At 65.6% G+C, this 15,750-nt stretch carries 18 protein-coding genes; 9 read left to right on the top strand and 9 right to left on the bottom strand.

Annotated elements, in window-relative coordinates; all coding sequences use genetic code 11:
- Window positions 1-109: 109 nt before the first annotated feature.
- Window positions 110-1,045 carry a peptidylprolyl isomerase gene (locus ACQGNJ_RS11025; protein WP_426689286.1) on the bottom strand — a complete coding sequence of 312 codons (936 nt, stop codon included), beginning with the start codon at window positions 1,043-1,045 and terminating at the stop codon, window positions 110-112.
- A 207-nt stretch (window positions 1,046-1,252) separates the two neighbouring features.
- Here ACQGNJ_RS11025 and ACQGNJ_RS11020 point away from each other — a divergent pair, with 207 nt between their 5' ends.
- Window positions 1,253-1,606 carry a YkgJ family cysteine cluster protein gene (locus ACQGNJ_RS11020; protein ID WP_426689285.1) on the top strand — a complete coding sequence of 118 codons (354 nt, stop codon included), beginning with the start codon at window positions 1,253-1,255 and terminating at the stop codon, window positions 1,604-1,606.
- Window positions 1,607-1,752: 146 nt separating this feature from the next.
- Here ACQGNJ_RS11020 and ACQGNJ_RS11015 read toward each other — a convergent pair whose 3' ends face one another.
- Window positions 1,753-2,439 (bottom strand): ArsR/SmtB family transcription factor, encoded by a 687-nt coding sequence (locus tag ACQGNJ_RS11015; protein WP_426689284.1) that lies wholly within the window; start codon window positions 2,437-2,439, stop codon window positions 1,753-1,755.
- 75 nt (window positions 2,440-2,514) lie between these two features.
- Between ACQGNJ_RS11015 and ACQGNJ_RS11010 the strand changes: the two genes are divergently transcribed.
- The 4 genes from ACQGNJ_RS11010 to ACQGNJ_RS10995 all read left to right on the top strand — a co-directional run bounded on the left by ACQGNJ_RS11010 (window position 2,515) and on the right by ACQGNJ_RS10995 (window position 5,564).
- On the top strand, window positions 2,515-2,862 hold the full coding sequence (locus ACQGNJ_RS11010; protein WP_426689283.1) for an NIPSNAP family protein: 348 nt from the start codon (window positions 2,515-2,517) through the stop codon (window positions 2,860-2,862).
- Window positions 2,859-3,914, top strand: a complete 1,056-nt coding sequence (locus tag ACQGNJ_RS11005) for a DUF6058 family natural product biosynthesis protein (RefSeq protein WP_426689282.1) — start codon at window positions 2,859-2,861, stop codon at window positions 3,912-3,914. The genes ACQGNJ_RS11010 and ACQGNJ_RS11005 overlap by 4 nt, the downstream gene beginning before the upstream one ends.
- A gap of 367 nt (window positions 3,915-4,281) precedes the next feature.
- Window positions 4,282-4,647 carry a PadR family transcriptional regulator gene (locus tag ACQGNJ_RS11000; RefSeq protein WP_426689281.1) on the top strand — a complete coding sequence of 122 codons (366 nt, stop codon included), beginning with the start codon at window positions 4,282-4,284 and terminating at the stop codon, window positions 4,645-4,647.
- Entirely contained in the window at window positions 4,644-5,564 is a 921-nt protein-coding gene (locus ACQGNJ_RS10995; RefSeq protein ID WP_426689280.1) for a sensor domain-containing protein, read from the top strand. Before ACQGNJ_RS11000 ends, ACQGNJ_RS10995 begins: the two co-directional genes overlap by 4 nt.
- Window positions 5,565-5,579: 15 nt before the next feature.
- On the opposite strand, the gene ACQGNJ_RS10990 is transcribed toward ACQGNJ_RS10995, so the two are convergent.
- The 3 genes from ACQGNJ_RS10990 to ACQGNJ_RS10980 all read right to left on the bottom strand — a co-directional run bounded on the left by ACQGNJ_RS10990 (window position 5,580) and on the right by ACQGNJ_RS10980 (window position 8,784).
- A complete protein-coding gene (locus tag ACQGNJ_RS10990; RefSeq protein ID WP_426689279.1) occupies window positions 5,580-6,782 on the bottom strand; it encodes a DUF1501 domain-containing protein in 1,203 nt (400 codons plus the stop codon).
- A 19-nt stretch (window positions 6,783-6,801) separates the two neighbouring features.
- Complete coding sequence (locus ACQGNJ_RS10985; RefSeq protein ID WP_426689278.1) at window positions 6,802-8,388, bottom strand: DUF1800 domain-containing protein; 1,587 nt, start codon at window positions 8,386-8,388, stop codon at window positions 6,802-6,804.
- Between the two features lie 108 nt (window positions 8,389-8,496).
- Entirely contained in the window at window positions 8,497-8,784 is a 288-nt protein-coding gene (locus ACQGNJ_RS10980) for a hypothetical protein (RefSeq protein ID WP_426689277.1), read from the bottom strand.
- 135 nt (window positions 8,785-8,919) lie between these two features.
- Here ACQGNJ_RS10980 and ACQGNJ_RS10975 point away from each other — a divergent pair, with 135 nt between their 5' ends.
- Window positions 8,920-9,528 (top strand): class I SAM-dependent DNA methyltransferase, encoded by a 609-nt coding sequence (locus ACQGNJ_RS10975; RefSeq protein WP_426689276.1) that lies wholly within the window; start codon window positions 8,920-8,922, stop codon window positions 9,526-9,528.
- A gap of 18 nt (window positions 9,529-9,546) precedes the next feature.
- On the opposite strand, the gene nth is transcribed toward ACQGNJ_RS10975, so the two are convergent.
- Window positions 9,547-10,185 (bottom strand): endonuclease III, encoded by a 639-nt coding sequence (nth, locus tag ACQGNJ_RS10970; RefSeq protein ID WP_426689275.1) that lies wholly within the window; start codon window positions 10,183-10,185, stop codon window positions 9,547-9,549.
- Entirely contained in the window at window positions 10,182-10,802 is a 621-nt protein-coding gene (locus ACQGNJ_RS10965) for an RnfABCDGE type electron transport complex subunit B (protein ID WP_426689274.1), read from the bottom strand. The genes nth and ACQGNJ_RS10965 overlap by 4 nt, the downstream gene beginning before the upstream one ends.
- A 72-nt stretch (window positions 10,803-10,874) precedes the next feature.
- Here ACQGNJ_RS10965 and ACQGNJ_RS10960 point away from each other — a divergent pair, with 72 nt between their 5' ends.
- Window positions 10,875-11,165 (top strand): hypothetical protein, encoded by a 291-nt coding sequence (locus ACQGNJ_RS10960; protein ID WP_426689273.1) that lies wholly within the window; start codon window positions 10,875-10,877, stop codon window positions 11,163-11,165.
- A 42-nt stretch (window positions 11,166-11,207) separates the two neighbouring features.
- On the opposite strand, the gene metG is transcribed toward ACQGNJ_RS10960, so the two are convergent.
- Both metG and ACQGNJ_RS10950 read right to left on the bottom strand, forming a co-directional pair.
- Complete coding sequence (metG, locus tag ACQGNJ_RS10955; protein WP_426689272.1) at window positions 11,208-13,307, bottom strand: methionine--tRNA ligase; 2,100 nt, start codon at window positions 13,305-13,307, stop codon at window positions 11,208-11,210.
- A gap of 130 nt (window positions 13,308-13,437) precedes the next feature.
- On the bottom strand, window positions 13,438-13,902 hold the full coding sequence (locus tag ACQGNJ_RS10950) for a DUF2147 domain-containing protein (protein WP_426689271.1): 465 nt from the start codon (window positions 13,900-13,902) through the stop codon (window positions 13,438-13,440).
- A 179-nt stretch (window positions 13,903-14,081) separates the two neighbouring features.
- Between ACQGNJ_RS10950 and apbC the strand changes: the two genes are divergently transcribed.
- A complete protein-coding gene (gene apbC, locus ACQGNJ_RS10945; RefSeq protein ID WP_426689270.1) occupies window positions 14,082-15,176 on the top strand; it encodes an iron-sulfur cluster carrier protein ApbC in 1,095 nt (364 codons plus the stop codon).
- The gene (locus ACQGNJ_RS10940) at window positions 15,173-15,715 is read left to right on the top strand and encodes an NADPH-dependent FMN reductase (RefSeq protein WP_426689269.1); all 543 of its coding nucleotides are present in this window, start codon (window positions 15,173-15,175) and stop codon (window positions 15,713-15,715) included. Before apbC ends, ACQGNJ_RS10940 begins: the two co-directional genes overlap by 4 nt.
- Window positions 15,716-15,750 lie beyond the last annotated feature (35 nt).

Genomic DNA, 15,750 nt, shown 5'->3' with positions numbered 1-15,750 from the left:
CCCTTGCGTGACAAGACGTGGTGAACACCCGGCTGTCGTCAGCGGGTGTTCATGCGCCAGCCAGCGGCGCCGTTCCTCGTGTCGAACGCAAGCCGCAAGCCCGGCAGCCTCAGTGCCCCGGTTCGGACACCTTCACCGGCACGTCCATGCCGCACAGCTCGACCTTGCCCGGCGGGTGCGCATAGAACGCACTGCGACCGTTGCGCCTGGCTTCCACCAGGGCGGCGAAGGTCATGCTGTCGGTGCGCAACACCTTGACCGAGGGGCGTTCCGCGGCCGGGATGTCGGCCGCCAGCCGCACCGACTGGATGGCGACACGCTGGGCGGGGTCGGCGTAGAAGCCCATCGGCTCGGGTCCGCGCGGCAGGCCCGACAGCAACGGCATGCCATCGAGCACGCGACCGGCAACAGCCAGCGCGTGATCCAGTCGGCGTGCCTGGCCGATCACCGCGTACAGCGAGCTGCCACTGCCGCTGTCCGGCGCCACGTCGCGTGCCACGCCGACGGTGCCGTAGCAGTGCGCCACCCACTCCTGCCCGCTGGCCGGATCGCGCGCGACTGGAAAGCCTTCGGAAAAGCCGACCTGGGCTGCATAGACATCGCCGTCGGGCAGGGCCGTCCACGGCAGCTTCGGATCGATCGGGCGGGTGAATTCCGGCGGCAGGGTTTTGCGGGCCTTGCCCAGTGAGCGGATCTTGCTCTTGTCGCCGTTCTCGTCGTCGTTGGGGTCGCCCCACTGGGTGACGAAGTTGTCCTGCACGCGGATGATCGCCAGCCCGTCGAAGTAGTGCGCGCGCACCATCGTGCGGATGTTCGCCGCGTGCAGCGGGCTGAAGTCCTGCGCCAGCTCGATCACCACGCGGCCTTGCGGCAGCTGCATGAAGAGCAGGTTTTGTGGATCGGGCGTGCGCCACTCGGCCGGTGTGGACTTGGCCAGGATCTCCTTCGCTGTGGGGGTGGCCCTGGCCTGTTCGGCGGCGAGGGCGGGAAACGCCAGCAGAGTGCTGGTCAGCGCGAGCACGGCAACGAGAGGGCGACGAAGCATGGTGGTTCCCCTGGGCAACGACATGGCAAGACAGGCAACTTAGCAGGACAGACCCGGGCATGGCACCCAGCGGCAGGCATGTGCGGATATCCGCGGCCGTGGGGCTGGCGTGTGCGCGGCGGAGGTTGGGCGCCCGGCGCAGCGCGTCATCCCGAAAACCGGGAGAATCGGATATGGAATAGTCCGCAGAAGGGAAAGTGACGCGCCGTGACCCCCAATGATCGAAAAATCGAGAAGCTGCGCCAGCGCATTCCTTCCTTCACCTGCGTCGTCGGCTGTCACGACTGCTGCGGCCCGGTGACCGCGTCCGCGGAGGAGGTGGCAAGGCTGCCCGTAAAAACCGAAAGCGAACATGCCGCCGCGCTGGACCAGCTGAACTGTGTCTACCTCGGCCAGCACGGTTGCGAGGTCTACGGCCAACGCCCGCTGATCTGCCGACTGTTCGGAACCACCCCGCGCCTGGCATGCCCCAATGGCAAGCGGCCGGTGTACATGATCGATCCGCGAACCGAGCAGGACATACACCATTTCCTGGCCAATACGCGGCAGGTGTTGCTGTGAGTGCTCGTGGTTGAGGCTTCTTCGGCAGGATCACGCGCGACCGCATTCGCCATCGCCACGCGGCTGTGATCGAGGCACGGTCAGGCGTCCTTGACTACATCGAAGCTTCTTCCATTCCCGCATACGCGGATTTGCGAGCTGGCAGGCTATTCCCCGACACCGAACTGCCGACGCAATTCCATCTCCCCCAAGGCCGAGAAGGTCACCACGCGCGAATTCCTCGCGCGCCTGGCCCAGCCGAGTTCAAAGAAGCGGTCGAGCAAGGCCGCGCCGAGTGCGCCGGCCAGATGATGACGGCGCTCGCTCCAGTCCAGGCACGTACGGCACAACGCGCGACGGTGCTGCGAGAGAGCGGCAAGGTCGATGCCAAATGCATCGAAGTGATCCACGCCACGCCTGCTGAGTCCGACGCCGTCGTCAGCGTAGCGAAAAAATTTGCGCCGCTCGAAGCTGGCGAACATCTGCACGGCAGCCTCTCCGGCCAGATGGTCGTAGCAAACACGCGCAGCGCGCATCGCTGAAGCGCGTGGCCCGGTGCGCACTTCGGGGGCACCCCTGCGCGAGGCGATGCCCATCAAATGCTCCAGCAAACGCGCGACATCGCGCCCCGCCAGTCGGAAATAGCGGTGCCGGCCCTGGCTTTCCACCGCGATCAACTGCGCCGCGACCAGCTTGGCCAAGTGCGAACTGATCGTCTGTTTGGTCACGCCAGCCACGCCCGCCAGCTCGGTCGCGGTCAGGGCGCGGCCGCCGATCAGTGCCGCCAAAAGTTTCGCACGGGTCGGGTCGCCAATCAGTGCAGCGACACTGGCAATATCGGGCATCTCGTCCATGGTTCGATGGTAGGCGAACCATTGGCACGCCGCAACGGACTATGTTGAGCGCCCACTCTGCTTGAGCGTGCCGCCATGACCATCGCCTGTTTCATCCGCTACCGGATCGATCCCTTCCAGCGTGAGGCGTTCAGGGAATATGCCGAAAACTGGGCCCGCATCATCCCGCGGTGTGGCGGCGATCTGCTCGGCTATTTCCTGCCGCACGAAAGCAGCAACGATGAGGCTTGGGGCATCGTCGGCTTCGCCAGTCTGACGGCGTACGAAACCTACCGGACCACATTGAAGTCCGATCCCGAAGGTCGCGCGAATTTCGCGTTCGCGCAGGAGCATCGCTTCATCCTGCGCGAGCAGCGCACGTTCCTGAAAACCGTCACATCCACCGTCAGTCCCGCCAAGATCCATCAGGAGCCGTCGCGATGATCGTGGTGATCTTTGAGGCACTGCCACGCCCTGGCCGGAAAGACGCCTATCTCGATGCCGCCGCCCGCTTGCGACCCCTGCTGGAGGGGTTCAACGGGTTCGTCTCGATCGAACGCTACGCGAGCCTGACCGAGCCGGACAAGGTGCTGTCGTTGTCGGTCTGGCGCAACGAGGAAGCCGTCCGGCAATGGCGGAATGTCGAGATGCACCGCAACGTCCAGGCAGAAGGGCGGGATTCCATCTTCGCAGACTACCGTCTGCGCGTTGCTCAGGTTCTGCGCGACTACGGCATGGACAATCGCCGCCAGGCACCGCCGGACTCGTGTCGCGCACACGGATCGGGCGAGCGGACGGCTCTGGACGCCTATCTCGATCGACATTACCTGTCGGCCGAACCATTCGCTGCGGCGTGCGGAATCTCCACGGACGAGCTCTTCGTACTGATCAAGGATCGGCTTGTTCCGGCCCCGTCGTACGTAGTCACGGGATCCTCGGAGGTCACTTCACACGTCTTCGGAACCTTGTCGGCCCCCGGGGCGATTGACGGCAGCTACTTCCATCCCGATCACGTCCAATGGGTCCATCGGGCGCAGCGCGTGATCGCCGAGGCCGGGTACGAGCAGGCCGGCAACGCGCTCAAGGCGATGTTCGCCACGAACTTGCAGATCGCCCTTGGCCAACTCGATCGCAGCCTCTGGCGCCTGCACGACAGCTTCGACGCGGATGGCGCCCCCATCGAAGCAGGCCTTCGTGCGCGGATCGTCGCGATCTGGGCACATTTTCTGCAGGGCACCTATGGTTTGTGCGTCGCCCATCCCGACTGCGAAGCTGCGATCGCAAGAAAGGAAGTGCTGCAGGAAAAACTGGTCGCATTGACCGACAACGGCAGCACCGCCAGTTACCCGAATGACAAGGCGCAACAAATCCTCGAGCTGATCGATGCCTTTGCGCAGTCGGCCATGCCTTTTTCGCCTGTCGACTACGCGCTTGGCAGCCGCAAACGTCTGGTCGATGACCTGCGACAGCGTGTCGTTGCGACTGCGAAAAATTGAATGGGTGACGCCCATGCTGGTGTGCGCTTCTCTGGATAACGATCAGAGCGTTGCTCCCTCCGTCATCCGCATTCGGTTGCCGAACGGCGCGAATGGGTCGAATACGATCGTTCCAGCTTAGCCACTTGCTCGCAAGGCCAGCTGATCGCCGAAGGCAAACACCGCTCAGGCCTGCATGGCTATCTCAGCAACACCAAATGTCGGCGCCAGCTGCATCTGCTGAGACCCATGTTTGTCCGACGTGTGCATGCGTTGCTGCCATGCCCACCAGTCGCCTGCGCGCGCAGGCATGACTTCAGGCCCATGCACTAGTGTCAACTTCGTACTATCGTTCACTCAAGTCTAAGTGGCAGTGCAGGTGAGCGGGATGGAAGACAGTGCCAGCCAATTGAAGAAGTTCCAGAAGGAGCTTTCCAGCGGCACCGTGTCACTGGTGCTGCTGGCGGTGCTGGCCCAGTCGCGCCAGCCGATGTACGGCTACCAGATCGCCAAGCGGCTGGAGGAGACGGGCGAAGGCGTGCTGGCCGGCAAGCAGAGCGCGTTGTATCCGGTGCTGCGCAATCTTGAAGCCGCCGGGCTGCTGGCCAGCGAGGTCGAGCCCTCGGTCAGCGGGCCACCGCGTCGTTACTACCGCATCACCAAACACGGGCGCGAGTCATTGCGGGAGTGGACTGTCGCATGGAACGCCACCCGTGATTCCGTCGATAACGTCTTGCAAGGAGGGGTCTCATGAACGCGCCACGCAGCATCGCCGAATATCTTGAACAACTGCGCGGCGCCTTGCGCGGCGCCGATCCCGCGCTGATCCAGGACGCGCTGTACGACGCCGAGGAACACCTGCGCGCCGAGCTGGCCGAGCAGCCGCAGCGCGGCGAGGCGGCGATGCTGGAACACGTGGTCGGCAGCTACGGCGCGCCGGACGAGGTGGCCGAGATCTACCGCGACCAGGAGATCCGGATCCAGCGCGCGATCCGTCCGCCGCCACAGCCGGCGCGGCGCTCGCTGGCCGGGCGCTTCTTCGGCGTGGCGGCCGATCCGCGCACCTATGCGGCGCTGTTCTACATGTTGCTGTCGCTGGCCACCGGCATCTTCTACTTCACCTGGGCGGTGACCGGCCTGTCGCTGTCACTGGGCCTGTCGGTGCTGATCGTCGGATTGCCGTTCATCGTGCTGTTCTTCGGCAGCGTGCGCGTGCTGTCGCTGGTGGAAGGACGCATCGTGGAAGCCATGCTCGGCATGCGCATGCCGCGGCGGCCGGTCTATCCCACCACCGGGATGACCCTGCTGCAGCGCATCGGCCGGATGTTCACCGATGTGCACACCTGGACCACGCTTTGCTACATGTGGCTGATGTTGCCGCTGGGCATCGTCTACTTCACGCTGGCGGTGACCTTGCTGTCGGTATCGGTGGCCTTCATCGGCGCGCCGCTGATGCTGCTGTTCCACCCCGGCTGGATGCCCGGGCTGTACGTGGACCAGCAGGTGCTCGTGGACTGGGGTTTCGGTGCCCATGCGCCGGGCTGGGGCGATGCGATCGGGATGTGCCTGATCGGTATCGCGCTGTTGTTTGTCACCTTGCACCTGGCGCGGGGCCTGGGCCGGATGCACGGGCAGATCGCCAAGCACATGCTGGTGCCGCGGGCCGCCTGAGCGGAGCGGCCTGCATCACACCAGCCGCAGATCCCGCGGTTGCGCCTGCGGAAAGACCTGCTGCAGTTGCGCGCCGGACAATCCCCAGATGCGCGCCAGCAATCCGCCAAGAACGTCGCGGTAGTTGTTGAGCACCGGATAGTCGCGGTCCTGCAGCAGGCCGGCGGCGTTCACCGCCGCCTGCTCGCCGGCGATGCGGCCGCCATTGACCCTGCCGCCCAGCACCCAGTGCACGCTGCCATGGCCATGGTCGGTGCCCTTGTCGCCGTTCTCGCGGAAGGTGCGGCCGAACTCGGACAGCACCACCACGGTGGTGTTGTTCCACTCGTCGCCCAGCGTGTCTGCATAGGCGGCCAGTCCTTCGCCGAGGTTGCGCAGGTTGTTGGCCAGGCCACCGGCCACGCTGCCCTGGTTGACGTGGGTATCCCAGCCGCCGACGTCGACGAAGCCCAGCCGGTACTGGTCGCGCATCAGGGTGGCGATGCGCCGCGTCTCGGTGGCGAAGCTGCGGGCACTGGGCGCGCCCGCGCTGGCCTTGATCATTTCGTTGCGCAGGTCGTCGGAGATCGAGCCTGGCAAAGCCAGCCCGTCGGCGGTGGCGGCGGCCAGCGGCGTGCCCTTGTACATGTCGCTGAGGATGGTCGACTGGCGCGGATTGAAACGCGCCTTCGGCTCGGCCTTCATCGAGATGTTCGGGATGTCCTTGCCGGCGCCCTGGAAACTCAGCGGCAGGTTCTTCGTGAACGCGATCGCCGGCACGCCGGTGAGCTGGCCGGACAGACGTGCCAGGAAGCCCGAACGGAAGCTGCCGCGCTGCGCGGTAGGCTGGCCGGATTCGATATGGTTCTGCGTTTCGAAATGGCTGCGCGACAGGTCGTCGGTGCCGGCGAACGGCACGAACGCGAGCTGCTTCTTTTGCCACAGCGGCAGCAGCGAATCGCGCAGTACCGGGTTCAGCCCCCACTGCGCGTCCAGCGGAATCGCGCTGTCCGGATTGGCCGGGTCGGGTCGGGCGATCGCCAGGGTCGGTCGCGACTCATGGTAGAAATCACTGGCGTAAGGCACCAGCAGGTTGTTGCAGTCGTAGCCGCCGCGCAGGAACACCAGCAGGAACCGCGGTGAGCTGGTCGGTGCGGCAAACAGCCTGCCGCTGAAGGACAGGGCGGGCAGCGCGGCCGCGGCGGAGGTGGCGGCGAGCAGGAATTCGCGACGGTTCATGGTGGGCCTCGTGGACAGCTCAGCGGTAGTTGAAGTCAGGCGACGACAGCAGATAGGTGTTCCATTCCGCCGCCGAACCGGCCTTGCCCAGCGCCAACCGGGTAGCCGGCGACAGATGCGGTGCGATGACCGCGCGGTAGAGCGGCGAATCCAGCGCGGGCGCGGCAGGGCGTTCCCGCGGCATGGCTGGGTCCGAAGCGTCGGTATCCGCCATGAACAGCTTGTTGCGGCCGCTGCCGATCGCGCGAGCCACCTCGAAACGTGCCGCCAGCTGGCCCGAGCCCGACCAGCTGGCGCCGTCGAGTGGCCAGCCGTCGGGCGTGATCCGGCCGAACACCGGCTCGCCCATCTGGTTGAGCCAGTTGAGCAAGGGTCGCGCATTGCCGATCGGCTGGCCGTCGTAGGCCAGCTTCATCGCGGAAACCAGGAACCGGGTGGGATCCTTGAACTTGCGCGCCTTGCCGGCCACCAGGTCGGCGGAGTCGAACATCGTGCGCAGCACCGCGGCGATGTCGCCATCGCTGCGCAGGAAGGTTTTTGCCATCGCATCGACCAGCGCGGGCGGCGGTTGGTCGGCCACGAAGTATTCGGCCAGCTGGCGCGAGACGAATTGCGCGCAGGCAGGTTGCCGGCTGATCAGGTCCACCGCCTGCTCGATCTCGGCGTAACCGCTGCCGCGGATGGGCTGGCCGAGCAGAGTCTTGTCGCTGAAGTCGTGGCGGTCGGGGTTGAACACGAACAGGCCGTCGCGCACGAAGCCCGGCCGCATGCGGCCAAAACGCCCCGCTCGCCGAGGTGCCTTCGGCGCGATGCCGGCGCCGGTGAGGATCAGCGCCAGCTGTTGCACATCCTGCTGGGTATAGCCGGAGCCGACGCCCAGCGCATGCAGTTCCATCAGCTCGCGTGCGTAGTTCTCGTTGGTCTTGCCCTTGACGTTCTTCGCGTTGTCGAGGAACTCCAGCATCGCCGGGCTTTTCAGCGTGGCCAGCAGCAGGTCGCGGAACTTGCCCAGCGCATGCGGCCGGATCACGTGTTCCTCATAGTCCGCGGCGACCAGCCGCACGCGGCCCTTGGCGGCATACACGCTGAAATGGTTGAGCCAGAACCAGACCAGCTGTTCCTTCAGCGAGTTGCTGCCGTAGATCGCGTGCAGCAGTTCGGCCTGTTGTGCCTGCTGTGCCAGTTCGCGGGCCTGCTTCTGCAGATCCTTCTTCGCGGCGATCTTGGCGTCGCCATCGGGCATTGCCTTCAGCTGGCGGCGGGCCTCCACCTCTTTCGCCAGCAGTTCTTCCGGGGGCGTGCTGATCGCCGGGTAGCTGGCGATCAGCTGGGCAATGGCTGGCGGCAGCGCATCGTCACGGTCGGTCAGTTGGATGTCGAGCCAGCGCTGGCGGCCAAGCTGGCGGTAACTGGCCAGGCTGGCCGAGTCGATCCCGAACGTGGCCCGCTGCAGCCACTGGACGTCGCCCGGCGCCAACACCCGAACCGCGGGATCCGCTGCGCGGACGGATGCAGAGCAGGCCAGCAGCAAGGCGGCCATCAACGGAATCAGCCGCGGATGCCAGTGGAAACGCAAGCGCGAGAGACGGGCAGAGGCGAGGTTCATGGGCGCAGCCTGGCTGGTTGGAGCGCCGACTACCGCGGCGCCACAGACCGGATCAACGCAGAGCCCGGCCAGCGGATGACAAGCTTGCGCAGGAATCTTTGCCGCTGTTCAGAACTCGTCGACGAATTCAATGCCTGTGCCGGACTCGCTGGCCGCTTCTTCCGCGCGGGCCCGAACGTCGTCGGCCACGCTGTCGCCGGGCGCGTCGACCTCGATGCAGTAGACGTGGCCTTCGCCGTCGCCGGCCGAGTCGCTCGAGCTGGAGTCGTCACGCATCCCGGGCACCAGGTCGTCGATTTCCTCGACGTGTTCGATCTGGTCCAGGCCATGCAGGGTGGCGATGACGGCGTCGGCGTCGGCGCGACTGCCGATCAGGCGGAAGCGGACCATGGGCATGCGGTTCTCCTTGGACGATGGGTTCGGGTTCGCCAGAATGCTTGCATCGGCCACGCATGCAGAAGGTGATGCCGACCGAACCCCTGCCGCACTGGGGCTACCATGGCCACTGCTTCCTTTCGCGCAAGAATCCGCATGCCCAAGACCTACGACCGCGCCTATTTCGACAAGTGGTACCGCGATCCGCGACATTCCGTGGCTTCGCCGGGCGAGCTCAAGCGCAAGGTGGCGATGGTGGTGGCCCAGGCCGAGTACTACCTCGGCCGGCCGATCCGCAACGTGCTCGACGTGGGCTGCGGCGAGGCGACCTGGCGCGCGCCGCTGCGTGCGCTGCGACCCGGCATCGTGTATCGCGGCCTGGATGCCAGCGAGTACGTGGTGGCGCGCTACGGCCGCAGCCGCGGCATCGGGCTGGCCCGGTTCGGGCAACTGGAACAGCTGCGTTTCGACGAACGTTTCGACCTGATCGTGTGCACCGATGTGCTGCACTACCTGAAGCCTGCGGAAATCCGCGCCGGCCTGCAGGGCATCGGCGAGATGCTCGAGGGCGTGGCCTTCCTCGAAGTGTTCACCAGCCGCGATGATGTCGCTGGCGATCATCATGGGTTCGTGTCGCGTGCACCGGCCTGGTACCTGCGCACGTTTGCCGAAGTCGGCCTGCTGCCGTGCGGCTCGCATTGCTACCTGGGGCCGCGGCTGGAACGGCACATCGCGGCGCTGGAGCGGGCGCAACTGCCGACCTGATCGGACGACGTTCCGCGGTCAGTCTTCGACGGTCTTGTCCCTATAGCGGCACAAATCGCGGATCACGCAATGCGGGCAATCCGGCTTGCGTGCCTTGCACACATAGCGGCCGTGCAGGATCAGCCAGTGATGGGCGTCCTGCCTGAATTCGGCGGGCACCACCTTTTCCAGCTTGTCCTCCACCGCACGCACGTCCTTGCCCGGTGCCAGCCCGGTGCGGTTGGATACGCGGAAAATGTGCGTATCCACCGCGATGGTCGGCACGCCGAAGGCGGTGTTGAGCACCACGTTGGCCGTTTTGCGGCCGACGCCTGGCAGCGCTTCCAGCGCTTCGCGAGTGCAGGGCACTTCGCCGTCGTGCTGTTCGATCAGCAACCGGCACAGCGCGATCACGTTCTTCGCCTTGGCGTTGAACAAACCGATGCTGCTGATGTAACGCTTCAGCCCGTCTTCGCCCAGCGCAAGGATGGTCTGTGGCGTGTTCGCCACCGGATAGAGCTTTTTCGTGGCCTTGTTGACACCGACATCGGTGGCCTGCGCCGACAGCACCACCGCCACCAGCAATTCGAATGGCGTGGTGTAGGCCAGTTCGGTGGTGGGGTGCGGGTCCAGTTCGCGCAGGCGCGAGAACAGCTCGATCACGTCCGCACGCTTCATGATGGCCGCTCCTGCTGCTTCGCCCTGGCGCGGGCCAACGCCGCCAGCACCGGGTTGACCGGCCCTGCAGTCATTTCCACCGCGGCCTTGCGCGCGGCCAGTTCGGCGTCACGTTCGTCGCGCTGACGTTGCAGCCGCCGTTCGCGGCGCAAGAAATGGTCACGCGCGGCATCGGCATGTGCGACATCGACCTGCTCGATCGGCATCGGCTCGAGCACGATGCAGTCCACCGGGCAGGCCGGCACGCACAGCTCGCAGCCGGTGCAGTCGTCGGCAAGCACGGTGTGCATCAGCTTCGACGCACCGACGATGGCGTCGACCGGACAGGCCTGGATGCACTTGGTGCAACCGATGCAGTCGGCCTCGACGATGCGCGCCAGCATGCGCGGATGTTCGATGCCGTGGGCGGGATCCAGTGGCAGCACGGGTCGATCGAGCAGGGCCGCCAGCTTCCCGATGCCCGCGGCACCTCCGGGCGGGCAACGGTTGATCGGTGCCTCGTTGCGCGCGATCGCTTCCGCATACGGCCGGCAGCCGTGATAGCCGCATTGCTCGCATTGGGTCTGCGGCAGCACGGCATCGATACGGTTGCTCAGAAGGGTGACGGGATCACTCATGCGTGGTGGCGGGAACGGGCGATGATCGACGTCCATTGTCCCGCAATTGTCGTCGCTTGTCGGAGTGCTGCCATGAAATCGTCGTTGCTTGCTTCGTTATTGCTGGCTGCCGTGCTTGGCGCAGGTGGTTCGATCCTGTTGGGCCACGCCGCTCCGGCGCAGGCCGAAACGCCCGTCGCTTCGGGCGATACCGTGACCGTGTTTGTCGATGCCACATTCGGTTTCCGCAAGAAGCACATGGCGAGCCAGTTGACCAAGTCGCACGCCGACTATGCGGCGCGCGGCTATCGTTACATGGACATGGCACCGTACACCGAGAACGGCGATCTGGTCGGCTTCTTCGTGACCTATACGAAGCAGTAGCGGGTCGCTTCGCCGGCGGGGGAGGGCCCGACCTTGCCAGCCTCAGCGGACGGTGGCGCCGGGCTTCGCGCCCTGGTCGGCGTCAAGCAGGAACAGGTCGCTGCCGCCGTCGCCGGCGGACAGGATCATGCCTTCGGACAGACCGAAGCGCATCTTGCGCGGCGCCAGGTTGGCGATGAACACCACGTTGCGGCCGATCAGCTTTTCCGGCTCGGCGTAGGCGGCGCGGATGCCGGAGAAGATCTGCCGCTTGCCCAGTTCGCCGGCATCCAGTTCGAAGCGCAGCAATTTGTCCGAGCCTTCCACGAACTCGCATGCGCTGACCTTGCCGATGCGCAGGTCGAGTCTGGCGAAGTCATCGATGCCGATCGTGGCGCTGTCGTGCTGTTGCGGGTCAGGCGTCGTTGCGGTGGGCTGGGTGTTTTCGGTCATGGGCTTTTTCTTCGGGGCTTTGGGTGCCTCGGCGGGTGCGCCGAGTGAATCTTTCGAGGATTCGATCATCGCTTCGATGCGCGCGGGATCGATCCGACCCATCAACGCCTCGAAAGCCTGGATGGTGTGGTTGTGCAGCGTGCTGCGGGCGTCATCGAAATCGATGATGGGTGCAGCGAGAAAGCTTTCGGCGGCGGCCGCCGTACCGGGCAGAATCGGCTTGAGCATGCCCGCCAGCAGGCGGAACGCCGCCAGCGCGAACGAGCAGACATGGTGCAAGGCCTCGCGCCTGCTTTCGTGCTTGGCCATGGTCCACGGCGCGGTCGCCGCGATGTGCCCGTTGACGATGTCGGCCATCAGCACGAAACGGCGGGTGACTTCGGCGAAGTCGCCGTTGTCATACAGCTCGGCGATGCCGTCGTAATGCTCCAGCAAGCTGTTCCACAGCACGCCTTCCTCGGCGCCGAACTGTGATGAAAGACGACCCTCGAAGAATTTGTGCACGAAGCCGGCGGTGCGGCTGGCGATGTTCACCCACTTGCCGACCAGGTGCGAGTTGACGCGTTCCTCGAAGGCCTTCAGGTCGAGGTCGACGTCGACCGGCGTCTCGTTGAGCATGCTGGCGAAGTAGTAGCGCAGGAACTCGGGGTGCAGACCCGCATCCAGATAGGTGCGCGCCTGGATGAAGGTGCCGCGCGACTTGGACATCTTGGCGCCATTCACGGTCAGGTAGCCATTGACGTGCAGCGCGGTGGGCGTGCGGAAGTTCGCGCCATGCAGCATCGCCGGCCAGAACAGGCCATGGAAGTTGATGATGTCCTTGCCGATGAAGTGGTGCATCTCGGCGCGGCTGTCGGCGGCGAGGAAGTCGTCGAAGTTCAGGTTGCCCTGGTCGCACAGCGCCTTGAAGCTGGCCAGGTAGCCCACCGGCGCGTCCAGCCAGACGTAGAAGAACTTGCCCGGCGCGTCGGGAATCGGGAAGCCGAAATACGGTGCGTCGCGCGAGATGTCCCAGTCCTTCAGTCCGCCGTCCAGCCATTCGCGCAGCTTCGCGGCCACGCCGCTGTTGGCCACCGGCTTGCCGTCGGTGAACTTGCCGGCAAACCAGTCGCGCAGCAGCGGCTCGAACTTGCCCAGCTCGAAGAAGTAGTGCTCCGAATCGCGCAGCACCGGGGTGGCTCCGGACATCACCGAGTAGGGGTTGATCAGGTCGGTCGGAGCGTAGGTGGCGCCGCAGTTCTCGCAGTTGTCGCCGTACTGGTCCGGCGTCTTGCAGACCGGGCAGCTGCCCTTGATGTAGCGGTCCGGCAGGAACATCTGCTTTTCCGGGTCGAACAGCTGCTTGATGCTGCGCCTGGCGATGCAGCCGCTGTCACGCAGGCGCGTGTAGATCAGCGTGGCCAGTTCGCGGTTCTCGTCGGAATGGGTGGTGTGGTAGTGGTCGAACGCCACGCCGAAAGCCGCGAAGTCGGCCTCGTGGCCCTGGCGGATGCCCTCGATGTAGTGTTCCGGCGTCATGCCGGCTTTTTCCGCCGCCAGCATGATCGGGGTGCCGTGGGCGTCGTCCGCGCACACGTAAGCCACCTCGTTGCCCATCATTCGCTGCGCGCGCACCCAGATGTCGGCCTGGATGTAGCCCAGCAGGTGACCCATGTGCAGCGGGCCATTGGCATAGGGCAGGGCGTTGGTGACGAGCAGGCGGCGACTCATGGTGGGCGGGTACTCCGGAAAGACTGCGCATTATGGCATGGCCGTCCAAATCCCCGATCCGCGGGCCAGCGTGGCCCCCAACGAAAAAGCGCGCCGTAGCGCGCTTTCGTCGAGCACTTCGATGTGAGGCTCAGGGCTGGCGTTCCCACACCTGCGAACGGCCCACCCAGGAAAAGCCGATGTAGCCGCGCACGTTGAGCTTCTGCCCGCCGTCGAGCATCGACAGTTTCACCTTGTAGACCTTGCCGGACTTCGGGTCGAGGATCTTGCCGCCATCCCAGACATCGTCGTCCTGGTGCACGCCCCACATGATGTTCATGCCTTCGACCGGCTTGTCCTTGCGCTCGCCGTCGCACTTCTTGCACAGCGCCACGGCGCCGTCACGGGCGATGTCTTCCGCGCTGCGGTTGAGCAGCTTCACGATATGGGCCTGCAGCTCACCGTTGTTGCTGGTGATCTCCACGATCGACTTGGCCTGGCCGGACTCGTCGTCGATGGTCTTCCAGGTGCCGACCGGTGAGTCATTCGCTGCCATCACGGCACCCGTGGCGAGCAGCAGACCGGCGGCGATCACTAAACGAAACGCGTGCTTCATGGTGTTTCTCCCGTACGAAAGCGTATGGATGCAGACTGGCGAGGATCGGTGGGGGCGTCAAGCTGCATTGCGCAAACCCTTGCGGTGGCAGGCGGCAGAGCCTTGCCTGCTGATCTGGGTCAGCCGGCCGGCGCGGTCAGGCTGGCATAATGGCGGCCCCGCAGATCCCCCGAGCAGACATGACACAGGCGAATGAAGCCCTGGTCCGCCAGATCCTTGGCGACCTCATCGACACCCATACCGGCGCACCGCTGGCCGAGTCCCTGCGTGCCGTCGGCGTGGACGGTGCGAAGGTGTCGGTGGACTTGCAACTGGGCTATCCCGCGGCCGGCGCGATGGATGCGATCGGCGCGCGCGTGCGGCAGGCGCTGGAGCGCGATCCGGCGATCGAGTCGGCCACGGTGTCGATCACCAGCCGTATCCATGTGCACAAGGTGCAGGGCACGCTGGGCCCGCTGCCGAACGTGAAGAACATCATCGTGGTGGCTTCCGGCAAGGGCGGCGTGGGCAAGTCGACGGTGTCGGCCAACCTGGCGCTGGCGCTGCAGGCCGAGGGCGCCAAGGTGGGTGTGATGGATGCGGACATCTATGGCCCCAGCCAGCCGACCATGCTCGGCGTGCACGGCAAGCCGGCCTCGCCCGATGGCAAGAGCATCATCCCGATGCAGGCGCACGGCATGCCGGTGATGTCGATCGGTTTCCTGGTCGAAGAGGACACGCCGATGATCTGGCGCGGCCCGATGGTGACCCAGGCGATGATGCAGTTGCTCACCGATACGCGCTGGGAGCAGCTCGATTACCTGATCGTGGACCTGCCGCCGGGTACCGGCGACATCCAGCTCACGCTGTCGCAGAAGGTGCCGGTGGCCGGCGCGATCATCGTCACCACGCCGCAGGACATTGCCCTGCTCGATGCGCGCAAGGCGCTGAAGATGTTCGAGAAGGTCGAGGTGCCGGTGCTCGGCGTGGTGGAGAACATGGCCACGCATGTCTGCTCGAATTGCGGCCACGAGGAAAACATCTTCGGCGAAGGTGGCGGTGAGCGGATGGCCAGCCAGTACGGCGCGGCCTACCTGGGCTCGCTGCCGCTGGACATCCGCATCCGCGAGCAGGCAGACAGCGGCAATCCCACGGTGGCGGCGATGCCCGATTCCGACCTCGCCGCGCGCTATCGCGAGATCGCGCGCAACGCGGCCGGCCGCCTTTCGCGGCAGCCGCGCAACAAGTCGCTGGGGCTGGGCAAGATCGTGGTGCAGGGCGTGCCCGCGGCATGAGGGTGGTGGCGCAGGTGTTGTGCCTGTCCGGCAGCCTGCGTCGCGTGTCGTCGAACTCGGCTGCCCTGGAAGCGGCGTACCGGCTGGCGCCGTCCACGCTGGAATTCCTGTTCTATCGTGGGCTTGGCGAGCTGCCATTGTTCAATCCCGACGCGGATATCGATCCGTTGCCGCCCGCAGTTTCCGTGCTGCGCGAAGCGGTGGTCTCGGCGGACGTCCTGTTGATCGCCTGTCCCGAGTATGCGCACGGCGTGCCCGGCGCCTTCAAGAACCTGCTGGACTGGTTGGTGGGCAGCCCGGACTTCCCGGGCAAGCCGGTGCTGCTGCTGAACACGGCGGCGCGCGGTTCGTATCACGCACAGGAGGCGCTGGCCGAAATCCTGTCCACCATGTCGGCGCAGTTGCTGACCGCCCGGCCGCTGCCGGTGGCGCTGCCGGGGGCTGGCTGTTCGGTGACGCAGGTACTGGCAAGTGTCGAACGATGCGCCGAGTTGCAGGCGGCGTTGCAGGTGCTGGTCGAGGCATTTCCGGCGGCCTGAAGACCTTGGCTGGCGCCGCCATGCCCTGACCGTGT

This window comes from Rhodanobacter ginsengiterrae, from assembly GCF_050026815.1.
Lineage (GTDB): Bacteria > Pseudomonadota > Gammaproteobacteria > Xanthomonadales > Rhodanobacteraceae > Rhodanobacter > Rhodanobacter ginsengiterrae.
This window is presented reverse-complemented; position numbering and strand designations above follow the sequence as displayed.

What these genes read in the sequence shown, in the direction of transcription:
- apbC (WP_426689270.1), top strand. Translation starts at nt 14,082, where the DNA reads ATGACACAGGCGAATGAAGCCCTGGTCCGCCAGATCCTTGGCGACCTC.
- ACQGNJ_RS11005 (WP_426689282.1), top strand. Translation starts at nt 2,859, where the DNA reads ATGATCGTGGTGATCTTTGAGGCACTGCCACGCCCTGGCCGGAAAGAC.
- ACQGNJ_RS10995 (WP_426689280.1), top strand. Translation starts at nt 4,644, where the DNA reads ATGAACGCGCCACGCAGCATCGCCGAATATCTTGAACAACTGCGCGGC.
- metG (WP_426689272.1), bottom strand. Translation starts at nt 13,307, where the DNA reads ATGAGTCGCCGCCTGCTCGTCACCAACGCCCTGCCCTATGCCAATGGC.
- ACQGNJ_RS10965 (WP_426689274.1), bottom strand. Translation starts at nt 10,802, where the DNA reads ATGAGTGATCCCGTCACCCTTCTGAGCAACCGTATCGATGCCGTGCTG.
- nth (WP_426689275.1), bottom strand. Translation starts at nt 10,185, where the DNA reads ATGAAGCGTGCGGACGTGATCGAGCTGTTCTCGCGCCTGCGCGAACTG.
- ACQGNJ_RS10980 (WP_426689277.1), bottom strand. Translation starts at nt 8,784, where the DNA reads ATGCCCATGGTCCGCTTCCGCCTGATCGGCAGTCGCGCCGACGCCGAC.
- ACQGNJ_RS10960 (WP_426689273.1), top strand. Translation starts at nt 10,875, where the DNA reads ATGAAATCGTCGTTGCTTGCTTCGTTATTGCTGGCTGCCGTGCTTGGC.
- ACQGNJ_RS10985 (WP_426689278.1), bottom strand. Translation starts at nt 8,388, where the DNA reads ATGAACCTCGCCTCTGCCCGTCTCTCGCGCTTGCGTTTCCACTGGCAT.
- ACQGNJ_RS10975 (WP_426689276.1), top strand. Translation starts at nt 8,920, where the DNA reads ATGCCCAAGACCTACGACCGCGCCTATTTCGACAAGTGGTACCGCGAT.
- ACQGNJ_RS11015 (WP_426689284.1), bottom strand. Translation starts at nt 2,439, where the DNA reads ATGGACGAGATGCCCGATATTGCCAGTGTCGCTGCACTGATTGGCGAC.
- ACQGNJ_RS11000 (WP_426689281.1), top strand. Translation starts at nt 4,282, where the DNA reads ATGGAAGACAGTGCCAGCCAATTGAAGAAGTTCCAGAAGGAGCTTTCC.
- ACQGNJ_RS10990 (WP_426689279.1), bottom strand. Translation starts at nt 6,782, where the DNA reads ATGAACCGTCGCGAATTCCTGCTCGCCGCCACCTCCGCCGCGGCCGCG.
- ACQGNJ_RS11010 (WP_426689283.1), top strand. Translation starts at nt 2,515, where the DNA reads ATGACCATCGCCTGTTTCATCCGCTACCGGATCGATCCCTTCCAGCGT.
- ACQGNJ_RS11025 (WP_426689286.1), bottom strand. Translation starts at nt 1,045, where the DNA reads ATGCTTCGTCGCCCTCTCGTTGCCGTGCTCGCGCTGACCAGCACTCTG.
- ACQGNJ_RS10950 (WP_426689271.1), bottom strand. Translation starts at nt 13,902, where the DNA reads ATGAAGCACGCGTTTCGTTTAGTGATCGCCGCCGGTCTGCTGCTCGCC.
- ACQGNJ_RS10940 (WP_426689269.1), top strand. Translation starts at nt 15,173, where the DNA reads ATGAGGGTGGTGGCGCAGGTGTTGTGCCTGTCCGGCAGCCTGCGTCGC.